Source organism: Pseudomonas sp. FH1 (assembly GCF_000510895.2).
Taxonomy (GTDB): domain Bacteria; phylum Pseudomonadota; class Gammaproteobacteria; order Pseudomonadales; family Pseudomonadaceae; genus Aquipseudomonas; species Aquipseudomonas azotoformans_A.
Map to the genome: position 1 here is coordinate 46,997 of NZ_AOHM01000025.1, position 12,393 is coordinate 59,389.

The 12,393-nt window shown below is 61.1% G+C and carries 10 protein-coding genes; 7 read left to right on the forward strand and 3 right to left on the reverse strand.

Features of this window, described 5'->3' with window-relative positions; genetic code table 11:
• Nucleotides 1-99: 99 nt before the first annotated feature.
• From dgcB to H096_RS10325, 3 genes are read left to right on the forward strand one after another with little or no spacing between them, the layout of a single operon-like run.
• Nucleotides 100-2,055 (forward strand): dimethylglycine demethylation protein DgcB, encoded by a 1,956-nt coding sequence (dgcB, locus tag H096_RS10315; protein ID WP_033898044.1) that lies wholly within the window; start codon nucleotides 100-102, stop codon nucleotides 2,053-2,055.
• A complete protein-coding gene (locus tag H096_RS10320; RefSeq protein WP_033898045.1) occupies nucleotides 2,055-3,275 on the forward strand; it encodes an electron transfer flavoprotein subunit alpha/FixB family protein in 1,221 nt (406 codons plus the stop codon). Before dgcB ends, H096_RS10320 begins: the two co-directional genes overlap by 1 nt.
• Nucleotides 3,276-3,285: 10 nt before the next feature.
• Entirely contained in the window at nucleotides 3,286-4,056 is a 771-nt protein-coding gene (locus H096_RS10325; RefSeq protein WP_033898046.1) for an electron transfer flavoprotein subunit beta, read from the forward strand.
• 662 nt (nucleotides 4,057-4,718) lie between these two features.
• On the opposite strand, the gene gbcA is transcribed toward H096_RS10325, so the two are convergent.
• A complete protein-coding gene (gene gbcA / locus H096_RS10330) occupies nucleotides 4,719-6,014 on the reverse strand; it encodes a glycine-betaine demethylase subunit GbcA (RefSeq protein ID WP_033898047.1) in 1,296 nt (431 codons plus the stop codon).
• A 280-nt stretch (nucleotides 6,015-6,294) separates the two neighbouring features.
• On the opposite strand from gbcA, the gene gbcB reads away from it, so the two are divergent.
• On the forward strand, nucleotides 6,295-7,395 hold the full coding sequence (gbcB, locus tag H096_RS10335; RefSeq protein WP_033898152.1) for a glycine-betaine demethylase subunit GbcB: 1,101 nt from the start codon (nucleotides 6,295-6,297) through the stop codon (nucleotides 7,393-7,395).
• A gap of 86 nt (nucleotides 7,396-7,481) precedes the next feature.
• On the opposite strand, the gene H096_RS10340 is transcribed toward gbcB, so the two are convergent.
• Together H096_RS10340 and H096_RS10345 are read right to left on the reverse strand one after the other, a co-directional pair.
• A complete protein-coding gene (locus H096_RS10340) occupies nucleotides 7,482-7,679 on the reverse strand; it encodes a hypothetical protein (RefSeq protein WP_033898048.1) in 198 nt (65 codons plus the stop codon).
• A 176-nt stretch (nucleotides 7,680-7,855) separates the two neighbouring features.
• Nucleotides 7,856-8,896: a low specificity L-threonine aldolase gene (locus H096_RS10345; protein ID WP_010207092.1), complete on the reverse strand. Its 1,041-nt coding sequence runs from the start codon at nucleotides 8,894-8,896 to the stop codon at nucleotides 7,856-7,858.
• A gap of 90 nt (nucleotides 8,897-8,986) precedes the next feature.
• Here H096_RS10345 and H096_RS10350 point away from each other — a divergent pair, with 90 nt between their 5' ends.
• The 3 genes from H096_RS10350 (at nucleotide 8,987) to H096_RS10360 (ending at nucleotide 12,380) form a co-directional block, all read left to right on the forward strand.
• Entirely contained in the window at nucleotides 8,987-9,715 is a 729-nt protein-coding gene (locus tag H096_RS10350) for a TraX family protein (protein ID WP_033898050.1), read from the forward strand.
• A 138-nt stretch (nucleotides 9,716-9,853) separates the two neighbouring features.
• The gene (gene glyA / locus H096_RS10355; RefSeq protein WP_033898051.1) at nucleotides 9,854-11,107 is read left to right on the forward strand and encodes a serine hydroxymethyltransferase; all 1,254 of its coding nucleotides are present in this window, start codon (nucleotides 9,854-9,856) and stop codon (nucleotides 11,105-11,107) included.
• Between the two features lie 22 nt (nucleotides 11,108-11,129).
• Nucleotides 11,130-12,380: a sarcosine oxidase subunit beta gene (locus tag H096_RS10360; RefSeq protein ID WP_010207084.1), complete on the forward strand. Its 1,251-nt coding sequence runs from the start codon at nucleotides 11,130-11,132 to the stop codon at nucleotides 12,378-12,380.
• The last annotated feature ends 13 nt before the right edge of the window (nucleotides 12,381-12,393 follow it).

The window sequence follows — 12,393 nt, forward strand, 5'->3', positions numbered from 1 at the left end:
AGTCGCAAGTCACAAGCTTCAAGCTGCAAGAAAGAGCGATGTGTGACCGGCTTTGACTTGCCGCTTGTAGCTTGAGGCTTGCCGCTTGAGGTCACCTCAATGTTGAACACCTTGCTGCCTATTCTCTTGTTTGCCGCCCTGGGCCTTGCCGTCCTCGGCGCCCTGCGCCGGGTGAACATGTGGCGCCGTGGCCGCGCGTCCAAGGTTGACCTTTTGGGCGGCCTGCTCGCCATGCCCAAACGCTACATGGTCGACCTGCACCACGTGGTCGCCCGCGACAAATACATCGCCAACACCCACGTCGCCACCGCGCTGGGTTTTGTGCTGTCGGCGTTGCTCGCCATTCTGGTCCACGGCTTCGGCCTGCAGAATCGCATCCTCGGCTACGCCTTGCTGCTGGCCTCGGTACTGATGTTTGTCGGCGCCACCTTCGTTTACCTGCGCCGTCGCAATCCGCCTGCACGTCTTTCGAAAGGCCCATGGATGCGCTTGCCGAAAAGCCTGATGGCGTTCTCGGTCAGCTTCTTTCTGGTGACCCTGCCGGTGGCCGGGATTCTGCCAGCGGATTTCGGCGGCTGGTTGCTTGCCGCGTTGCTCGGGGTGGGTGTGTTGTGGGGCGTGTCCGAGATGTTCTTCGGCATGACCTGGGGCGGCCCGATGAAGCACGCCTTCGCCGGTGCCTTGCACCTGGCCTGGCACCGTCGCGCCGAGCGCTTTGGCGGCGGCCGTTCCACCGGTTTGAAACCACTGGACCTCAGCGATAAATCCGCGCCGCTGGGCGTGGAGAAACCCAAGGATTTCACGTGGAACCAACTGCTGGGCTTCGACGCCTGCGTACAGTGCGGCAAGTGCGAAGCCGCGTGCCCGGCCTTCGCCGCCGGCCAGCCACTGAACCCGAAAAAGCTGATCCAGGACATGGTGGTCGGCCTGGCAGGTGGCACCGATGCCAAGTTCGCCGGCAGCCCGTATCCGGGCAAAGCCATCGGCGAACACAGCGGCAACCCGCATCAGCCGATCGTCAACGGCCTGGTGGACGCCGAGACCCTGTGGTCCTGCACCACCTGCCGCGCTTGCGTGGAAGAGTGCCCGATGATGATCGAGCACGTGGACGCCATCGTCGACATGCGCCGTCACCTCACCCTGGAAAAAGGCGCCACGCCGAACAAAGGCGCGGAAGTCCTGGAAAACCTGATCGCCACCGACAACCCCGGCGGTTTCGCACCGGGTGGTCGCCTGAACTGGGCGGCAGACCTGAACCTGCCGCTGCTCAGCGAGAAAGGCAGTGCCGACGTGCTGTTCTGGGTCGGCGACGGTGCCTTCGACATGCGTAACCAACGTACTCTGCGCGCCTTCGTCAAAGTGCTCAAGGCGGCCAAGGTCGACTTTGCCGTGCTCGGCCTGGAAGAGCGTGACAGCGGCGACGTGGCGCGTCGTCTGGGCGATGAAGCGACCTTCCAGTTGCTGGCTTCGCGCAATATCCAGACCCTGGCCAAGTACAGCTTCAAGCGCATCGTCACCTGCGATCCGCACAGCTTCCATGTGCTGAAAAACGAATACGGCGCCTTCAACGGCAACTATCGGGTGCAACATCACAGCACCTTCATGGCCGAGCTGATCGGCGAGGGCGCGCTGAACCTGGGCCAGCACAAGGGCAACAGCGTGACCTACCACGACCCTTGTTACCTGGGCCGCTACAACGGCGAATACGAGGCGCCGCGCCAAGTGCTGCGGGCGTTGGGCATCGAGGTCAAGGAGATGCAACGCTCGGGCTTCCGTTCACGCTGCTGCGGTGGCGGGGGCGGTGCGCCGATTACCGACATTCCCGGCAAGCAACGCATACCGGATATGCGCATGGAAGACATCCGCGAAACCGGCGCCGAGCTGGTGGCCGTGGGTTGTCCACAGTGCACGGCGATGCTTGAGGGTGTGGTTGAGCCACGTCCGCTGATCAAGGATATCGCCGAACTGGTAGCCGACGCTCTGCTGGAAGACGCAGCCCCGACCAAGGCTCCCATCAAACGCCCGGTCCAACAAAAGTCTGCGGAGGTGCACTGATGAGCGACATTATCCGCCGCGACCCACGCGCTGAGTGGATCGCCCGCAACCGTCTGCACCCGCTGCATGCGGCTATGCAACCGGTGCAACACAGTTGGATGGGCCCCAATGGCGTCATCCGCAAAAATGTACATGGTGTTGGCTTCATCGGCCCCAATGGCATCAAGCGCATCGACCGCAGTGGCGCCCAGCAGGGCGGCGCGGCCAAGCGTACAGCGGCGGTGGAAGTGCAGTTGCCGCTGCATCAGGTGGCGGCGCCTGCGTTCTACATCAACGTGGTGCCGGACATGGTCGGCGGCCGCTTGAGCAGCCACGACCGTGACTTGCTCGGCCTGGCCCGACAACTGGCGGGCAGCGACGGCGCGGTGCTGGCGGTGGTGTTTGGCGAACACAAGGAAGGTGCATTTGCCACCGCAGGCGTCGATCGCCTGCTGGTGCTGGAAGGTCACGAATTCGACGGTTATTCACCGGAACAACGGGTGCAAGGTTTGCGCGCTGTGGATCACCAGTTCAATCCGCGTCACTGGTTGCTGCCAGACAGCCGCAGCGGTGGTGGCGAACTGGGCCGACGTTTTGCCGCCAGCCTCAAGGAACGCCCGGCTACGCGGGTTTGGCAGATCAAGGGCGACGAGTGCATCGGCCGCGCCGGTGCGGGCCAGGAAGACTTGGCCCGTCCGCTGCCACGCCTGATTCTGGCCGCCGCTGAATGCGCCGATCCTGTCAGTGAGACACGGCATGAAGTGCTCCCCGTGGAGTTATCCACAGCCCTGGCACGCAGCCTGCCGCGCATCGAAGACCTCGGTGCAGTGGCGGTGGATCCGGCGGCGATTCCCATGGCCGAGGCAGAATTCATTTTCTCTGGCGGCAACGGCGTGAAGGACTGGGCCCTGTTCCACCAGACCGCTGCGGCCCTGGGCGCCACCGAAGGCGCCTCGCGGGTGGCGGTGGACGATGGCTTCATGGCGCGTGATCGCCAGGTCGGCGCCAGCGGCACCTGGGTGACGGCGCGGGTCTACGTGGCCGTGGGTATTTCCGGGGCGATCCAGCACCTGCAAGGCATCGGTGCCTGCGACAAGGTGGTGGCGATCAACCTCGACCCTGGTTGCGACATGATCAAGCGGGCCGATCTCTCGGTCATCGGCGAAAGCGCCGCGATTCTGCATGCCTTGATCGCTGCGGTAGAGGCCTACCGCAACGGCGCCAAGCGCGATGCGGCTTGAGGATATGAGCATGAACACGAATGTTATCAGCCTGGTATCCATCGGCGCCCACCCGACCTCCGGTCGCCCGCGCCGCGCCGAGCAAGACGCGCGCGCAGTGGAATTGGGCCTGCAAATGGCTGGGGATAAGTTGCAGGTGCTGCACGCCGGCAACATTGCTGAGCCGACCCTGCGCAGCTACCTGGGCATGGGGTTGCCGCAATTGCATGTGCTGGAGCAACCGGCGGGCAGCGATGCCTTGCCGGTGCTCAGCGAATACCTGCGCGACGCCGGTGCCCAGGTGGTGCTTGCTGGCAGCCAGGCCGAAACCGGTGAAGGCTCGGGCATGTTGCCGTACCTGCTGGCCGAGCAATTGGGCTGGCCGCTGATTGTCGGGCTGGCGCAGGTCGAATCCATCGATGGCGGCGTGGCCCATGTGCTGCAAGCCTTGCCACGCGGCCAGCGGCGACGCCTGAAGGTGCGCCTGCCGTTTCTGGCGACAGTGGATAACGCCGCGCCCAAGCCTCGGCAGAGTGCTTACGGCCCGGCGCAGCGCGGTGAGCTGGCGGCCCATGAAGTCGAAATCGAACAAGACGAGTTATTCACAGGCGCCGTGCTGCAACCGGCCAAGCCACGCCCCAAGCGCCTCAAGGTAATCAAGGCCAAGAGCGGTGCTGACCGCATGAAAGCCGCCACGGCCAAGGCCAGTGGTGGTGGCGGGCAAGTGCTCAAGGGCCTGAGCCCGGAAGCGGGCGCCGAAGCTATCCTCAAGCTGCTGGTTGAGGAAGGTGTGGTTCGCTGAAGCTGAACAGGGAATGTGGCTTACCCACAATCCCTGTTGACCCGTCTGTGGATAACCTGTTCGCGGTTGTCCACACCCCCTGTGAATCAAGCCCTCCAGCCCTCTGTACGAAAAACAACCAAGCTAACTTGCGGTTTTTACTTGGGTTTTTCGCTGCTCCTGTGCATTTCTCCGGCCCGACTTGCCCCCATAGTCTGTTGGCGCTTCTGTGGATAACATGTTCGCTGTCGGCTGAAGCCCTTATTATTCAAGGCTTTCATCGGATTGATCAAAATGTGATCGATTTGGTTTTTTTACCGACTAAAAACCCTGTAAACCCCGATTTGTGAAGGTTTGAGGTGGTTTTCCACAGCACCCTCCAAGTTGCCCCCAAAGTCTGTTGGTGCTTCTGTGGATAAGGTGTTCGCGTTCCGCTACAGGCCACGTAATTCGTGGCTTGCGCTGGTTTGGTCAATAAATGAACAAAGCCGGTTCAAACCGAATGGCTTGAATAAGTCACGGATTTTCTTCATTTAATTTCAGGAGGCAAGCGTAGTTGCCCACAATTGCTGTGGGTGGCTTTGTGGATAAGTTGTTGGGGAAAGGCTGGAGGGCAGGGGAATCAAGGGTTATCAGGGGGTTGGGTGTTTTTTGTACAGCCCAGCCCCCCGAAGATCAACAGGTTATTCGTGAACCGCAACGCCCTTGAGGTACGGCGCTGGAGCGGCCCCCAGGTTGCTCAACAGGCGCTCGCTGTACCAGTCCACGAAGTTCACCACGCCGAACTCATAAGTCTTGGAGTACGGGCCAGGCTGGTAGGCGGTGGAGTTGATGCCGCGCTGGTTTTCTTCGGCCAGGCGACGGTCCTGGTCGTTGGTGGCGTCCCACACCTGGCGCATGCGCTCCACGTCGTAGTCCACGCCTTCCACGGCGTCCTTGTGCACCAGCCATTTGGTGGTGACCATGGTTTCCTGGGCGCTGATTGGCCACACGGTGAACACAATGATGTGATCGCCCATGCAGTGGTTCCAGGAGTGCGGCAGGTGCAGGATGCGCATCGAGCCCAGGTCCGGGTTCTTGATGCGGCCCATGAGCTTGGCGCAGCCTTGCTTGCCGTCGAGGGTCATCGACACGGTGCCCTTGAGCAGCGGCATGCGCACGATACGGTTGCGCAGGCCGAAACTGGCGTGGGCGTACGGGATTTTCTCGGCATCCCAGGCGGCGGCGGAGGCGGCCACGTGGTCCTTGAACGCCTGGTCGGCGCGCGGGTCGGTGACGTCGTCCCACTCCAGCAGGGTTTTCAGCAGTTCCGGGTGCGACGCGTTGCAGTGGTAGCACTCGCGGTTGTTTTCCAGCACCAGCTTCCAGTTGGCTTTCTCCATCAAGGTGGTGGTAATCGCCACCTTGGTGTTCTCCATGTCGTAGGGTTCCATGTAATGGTTCAGCGTCGACAGGAAGTCATCGATGGCCGGCGGGTTGTCCGCCAGGCTGATGAAGATGTAGCCACCGGCCGTCTTCACGTTGACCGGCTTGAGGCCGTACTGCTTCATGTCGAAGTCGGCGCCCATTTCGGTGCCAGCGAACAGCAGGCGGCCATCGAGTTCGTAGGTCCACTGGTGGTAGTGGCAGACCAGTTTGGCGACCTTGCCCTTGTCGCTGGTGCACAAGCGCGAGCCACGGTGACGGCACACGTTGTGGAACGCGTGAACCACGCCTTCGGCGCCCCGGATCACGATGATCGGGTTTTTGCCGATTTGTAGGGTCAGGTAGTTGCCCTTGGCGGGGATTTCGCAGGTCATGCCGGCGATCAACCACTCTTTCTGGAAGATCTCCTGCATGTCGATATCAAACAGCCGCTCATCAGAGTAGAACGGCTGCGGCAGCGAGAAAGTGCGCTCGCGCTCTTGCAGCATTTGCGCGGTGGCCTTGCGTGCGGGTTCCAGCGGATCGCCCAAGCTTAAGGTTGCGGTGACGTCCATCGTGTGTGTCCTCATGGCCATTCTGTGTGGCCGAGATAAGTGGCTAATCAGGTTTGCAGCAAGGCGTAAAGAAAGCGTCTGTGTTGGGAGCGAGTGTGGGGCCGCCGATGCGCCGAACCTTATCCATGGGCGACATGGCCCAATCTGTTCCCGACGCGCAACACTAGGTCGTTGGGGGCTGGTCGCGATAAGTATGTGAATGTCGCAGATAGGTAAATGGGTGGTTCTGGCGTTACGCAGAATCGCCACCATAAGGCCGATGTCGGCGGTGGAGAACAACATGTCCAATAATTTCCTGAATCCGGTAACCACCCAGACCTGGGCCAATGGTCGGCACATTGTCCGTTGCGTCAAAGTCATCCAGGAAACCTGGGACGTGCGCACCTTCTGTTTCATGGCCGACCAGCCGATCCTGTTCTTTTTCAAGCCGGGGCAATTCGTCACCCTGGAGCTGGAGATCGAAGGCCAGCCGATCATGCGCTCCTACACCATTTCAAGCTCACCGTCGGTGCCCTACAGCTTCTCGGTGACCATCAAGCGTGTGCCGGGCGGCAAGGTGTCCAACTGGCTGCACGACACCCTTCATGAAGGGCAAGAGTTGGCGGTGCACGGGCCGGTGGGCTTGTTCAACGCCATCGACTTCCCGAGCCCGAAAGTGCTGTACCTCAGCGGCGGCGTGGGCATCACGCCAGTCATGTCCATGGCCCGCTGGTTCTACGACACCAACGCCAACGTCGACATGACGTTTATCCACAGCGCCCGCTCGCCCAAGGACATCATCTACCACCGCGAGCTGGAGCACATGGCGTCGCGGATCGACAACTTCAGCCTGCACCTGATCTGCGAGAAACACGGCTTGGGCGAGCCATGGGCGGGGTATCGCGGTTACCTGAATCACAAAATGCTTGAACTGATGGTGCCGGACTTCCTGGAGCGCGAAGTGTTCTGCTGCGGCCCGACGCCGTACATGAACGCGGTGAAGCGCCTGCTGGAAGTGGCGGGTTTCGACATGACGCGTTATCACGAGGAATCCTTCGGCGCCACGCCGCCGGAAGCCCGTGCGGACGCGGTGGAGCAAGCCGAACAAGCCGCCGACGCGCCGGAAATCGACCTGGCGGATCTGCACCAGGTGGAGTTCATCGCATCGGGCAAGAGCATCCGCGTCGCCCCTGGGGAAACCGTGCATGCCGCGGCCGCCAAGCTTGGCCTGTTGATCCCGAAAGCCTGCGGCATGGGCATCTGCGGCACCTGCAAGGTGATGAAGTTGGGCGGCGAGGTGGAGATGGAGCACAACGGCGGCATCACTGAAGAAGATGAAGCCGAAGGCTACATCCTGTCGTGCTGCAGTGTGCCGAAGGGCGATGTGCGCATCGAATTCTGAGGCGATCCCCGTTGTAGGAGCCGGCTTGCCGGCGATAGCGATCCTAAGGCCGCCATCGCCGGCAAGCCGGCTCCTACAGTTATGGGTTAGCGGACGAAAACGTTGATGAGGTACGCGCCGGATGCTGTCATTTCGAACTCTTTCCCAGTGATGGTAAAGGTTCTTGAAGGCTCGATGATGGTATCACCGACATTCGCCAGTTTCCTGAGATCATCCAGGTTGACGAGTGTGGCGTTGTTATCATCTCGAAGTTGCGAATCAGTTGTGTAGCATTGAATTTCCATGATGTTGCCCTAGATAGGATTTCCATTTCCAGCCGACTATTCGGCAGGCAGTCAGCCCCGAAGTAACGCGTCCGTTCAATCGGGGTGACAAGATCCTATCCAAGACAGGGGGTAGATAGATACTGTCAGAAATACGTACAAACAGTCTCTGAAAACGCGCTGAAAGCCCCGTGGTTTCAGGCCTCCATCACTTTCCGAATATCCGCTGCCAATTCTCTTACACGTTCTTCCTCGGTATCCCACGCACACATGAAGCGTGCGCCGCCTTTGCCGATAAAGGTGTAGAAGCGCCAGCCCTTGGCGGTCAACGCGGCAATCGCCGGTTCCGAGAGTTGCAGGAACACGCCGTTGGCCTGCACCGGGAACATCAACTCCACGCCAGGAATATCCGCCACCAGGCTGCTCAGCAATTGAGCGCAGTGGTTGGCGTGACGCGCGTGTTTGAGCCAGGCGTCGTTTTCCAGCAGGCCTACCCAAGGGGCGGACAGGAAACGCATCTTCGACGCCAGTTGGCCGGCTTGCTTGCAGCGGTAGTCGAAGTCTTCAGCCAGCTTGTGGTTGAAGAACAGGATCGCTTCGCCCACGGCCATGCCGTTCTTGGTGCCGCCAAAGCACAGCACGTCCACCCCGGCTTTCCAGGTCAGATCCGCCGGTGAGCAGCCGAGGAACGCGCAGGCGTTGGAGAAGCGCGCGCCGTCCATGTGCAGGTTCAGGCCCAACTCTTTGCAGGTGGCGCTGATGGCGCGGATTTCATCCGGGGTGTACACGCTGCCGACTTCAGTGGCCTGGGTCAGGGTGACCACGCGCGGCTTGGGGTAGTGAATGTCCTGGCGCTTGAGGGCGATCTCGCGGATCGACTCCGGGGTCAGCTTACCGTTTTCGGTGCGAGCGGTGAGCAGCTTGGAACCGTTGGAGAAAAACTCCGGCGCGCCGCATTCGTCGGTTTCGACGTGGGCAGTTTCCGAGCAAATCACGCTATGGTAGCTCTGGCACAAGGACGACAGCGCAAGGGAGTTGGCGGCGGTGCCGTTGAAGGCGAAGAACACTTCGCAGTCGGTTTCGAACAAGTTGCGGAAACCGTCGGCGGCGCGGTGGGTCCATTCATCATCGCCGTAGGCGCGCTGATGGCCTTGGTTGGCTTGTTCCATGGCGGCCCAGGCTTCCGGGCAGATGCCCGAATAGTTGTCACTGGCGAATTGTTGGCTCTTGTCGGTCATGGCCCATTCCTGTGGTCGATGTTGGTGCGCACTGTAACCAAGATTGTTGCGGGTGCGCACGCACTGTAAATGCAAAGTCACTGGGGAATTATGCACGGTACTGGAACCCTGCCTGTCGGACGTGTCCGTGATGGCGCTTTGGATCTGCTCAAGTGGCTGGCACTGTTGAGCATGGTGCTCGATCACCTACGCTATGTCGGTTTGAGTCTGGACGGCCTGTACGTGCCGGGGCGCCTGGCGTTCCCGTGGTTTTGCCTGGCGATTGCGGCGAATCTGCACCGGGTCAGGGGCGCGCCTGTGACAGGTCAATGGCGCTACCTGGGCTGGCTGTTACTGTTCAGCGTGATCAGCGAAGTGCCGTACCGACTGTTTATCGACGATGCCGATACGTTGAACGTCCTGCCGACCTTGGCGCTGGGGCTGCTGGTTGCCCGAGGATGGCGGCAGAAGGCGCATTTTGATCGAGGATTGGCGCTGATTGCCCTCACGATTGCCGCCGTGTTTTCCACACAGCTGATGTTCGGTTTTTTCGGCGTATTACTGCCACTGGCGACGCTGCTGGTATTCCGTCGCCCCTGGTATTTCAGTGTATTGCCGGGCCTGGTCTGTGTGGCGGCCAATCAATGGCAGGTTCTGCTCAATAGCGGCACCCCCGTAGCGTTGGTCGGATTGGCCGCTTGCCTGATTGCGCCAATGCTTGGCCTGGTCCTCTTGCGACACGCTCAAAACGCCTCGCCACCGGCCATGCGCCGCTGGGCGTATGCCCTCTATCCCGCGCATTTCCTGCTACTGCTGGCTTTGCGCCACAGCCTTGCCTGAGTCGCTGAATTCATTCCATGTCGTAAACGCACCTTTGCGTGGCGTGCGTAGGCATTTGACCTGCTGACGCCAGCCCTACCATCGCATCAAAGGGCCCTGCACCGGGCCTCAACAATACGAAAGGCTGGGAGAGACGCGATGTTCAGCAAACAAGACCAGATCCAGGGATATGACGACGCACTGCTGGCGGCCATGAATGCCGAGGAGCAGCGCCAGGAAGATCATATCGAGCTGATCGCGTCAGAGAACTACACCAGCAAACGCGTAATGGAAGCCCAAGGCAGCGGCCTCACCAACAAATACGCCGAAGGCTACCCGGGCAAGCGCTACTACGGTGGCTGCGAGCACGTGGATAAAGTCGAGGCCCTGGCCATCGAACGCGCCAAGCAACTGTTCGGCGCCGATTACGCCAACGTGCAGCCACACTCCGGTTCGTCCGCCAACAGCGCGGTGTACCTGGCTCTGATCAATGCGGGCGACACCATCCTGGGCATGAGCCTGGCCCATGGCGGTCACCTGACCCACGGCGCCAAAGTGTCTTCCTCGGGCAAGCTGTACAACGCGGTGCAGTACGGTATCAACACTGACACCGGCCTGATCGACTACGACGAAGTCGAGCGCTTGGCCGTCGAGCACAAGCCGAAAATGGTCGTGGCCGGTTTTTCCGCCTACTCCAAGACTCTGGATTTCCCACGTTTCCGTCAGATCGCCGACAAAGTGGGCGCGCTGTTGTTCGTCGACATGGCCCACGTCGCCGGCCTGGTTGCCGCTGGCCTGTACCCGAACCCGCTGCCGTACGCCGACGTGGTCACCACCACCACCCACAAGACCCTGCGTGGTCCACGGGGCGGTCTGATCCTGGCCAAGTCCAACGAAGAGATTGAAAAGAAACTCAACGCCGCCGTATTCCCTGGCGCCCAGGGCGGCCCGCTGATGCACGTCATCGCCGGCAAGGCCGTGTGCTTCAAGGAAGCGCTGGAGCCAGGCTTCAAGGCCTATCAGCAACAAGTGATCGACAACGCCCAGGCCATGGCCGAGGTGTTTATCAAGCGCGGCTACGATGTCGTGTCCGGCGGCACCGATAACCACCTGTTCCTGGTCAGCCTGATCCGTCAGGGCCTTACCGGCAAAGAGGCGGATGCTGCCCTCGGTCGCGCCCACATCACCGTCAACAAGAACGCGGTGCCGAATGACCCGCAGTCGCCGTTCGTGACTTCGGGCCTGCGCATCGGCACCCCGGCAGTGACCACGCGTGGTTTTAAAGTGCCGCAGTGCATCGAACTGGCTGGCTGGATCTGCGACATCCTCGACAACCTCGGCGACGCCGACGTTGAGGCCAACGTGGCCAAGCACGTGTCTGCCCTGTGCGCTGATTTCCCGGTTTATCGCTGAGCGCGGTTTTGGAGTAATGACTATGCAACGCTACTCGGGCTTCGGCCTCTTCAAGCACTCACTCAGCCACCACGAAAACTGGCAGAAGATGTGGCGCACCCCGACCCCTAAAAAGGTCTACGACGTGGTCATCGTCGGCGGCGGCGGGCATGGTCTGGCGACCGCCTACTACCTGGCCAAGGAGCACGGCATCACCAACGTGGCCGTGGTCGAGAAAGGCTGGCTGGGCGGCGGTAACACCGCGCGCAACACCACCATCGTGCGTTCCAACTACCTGTGGGACGAGTCGGCGCATCTGTACGAACACGCAATGAAGCTGTGGGAAGGCCTGTCCCAGGACCTGAACTACAACGTGATGTTCTCCCAACGTGGCGTCTACAACCTGTGCCACACCCTGCAAGACATCCGTGATTCCGAGCGCCGCGTGAGTGCCAACCGCCTCAATGGCGTGGACGGCGAACTGCTCAACGCCAAGCAAGTGGCCGATGAGATCCCGTACCTCGACTGCTCCAAGAACACCCGCTATCCGGTGCTCGGCGCCACCGTGCAACGGCGCGGCGGCGTGGCCCGTCACGATGCCGTGGCCTGGGGCTTTGCCCGCGCCGCCGACGCACTGGGCGTGGATTTGATCCAGCAGACCGAAGTGATCGGCTTTCGCAAGGAAAACGGTGTGTGCATCGGTGTGGAGACCAATAAAGGCTTTATCGGCGCCAAGCGCGTCGGTGTGGTCACCGCCGGTAACTCCGGGCACATGGCCTCGCTGGCGGGCTTTCGCCTGCCGATCGAATCCCACCCGCTGCAAGCGTTGGTGTCGGAGCCGATCAAGCCGATTATCGACAGCGTGATCATGTCCAACGCCGTACACGGTTACATCAGCCAATCCGACAAGGGCGACCTGGTGATCGGCGCCGGTATCGACGGCTACAACGGCTACGGCCAGCGCGGCTCGTACCCGGTGATCGAACACACCATCCAGGCCATCGTCGAGATGTTCCCGGTGCTGTCCCGCGTGCGCATGAACCGTCAGTGGGGCGGCATCGTCGATACCACGCCGGATGCGTGCCCGATCATCTCCAAGACTCCAGTGCCGAACATGTTCTTCAACTGCGGTTGGGGCACCGGTGGTTTTAAAGCGACTCCGGGCTCAGGCAACGTGTTTGCCGCCAGCCTCGCCAAGGGTGAAATGCACCCGTTGGCCGCACCTTTCTCCATCGACCGTTTCCACAACGGTGCGTTGATCGACGAACACGGCGCTGCGGCCGTCGCCCACTAACAGGAGAAATTCC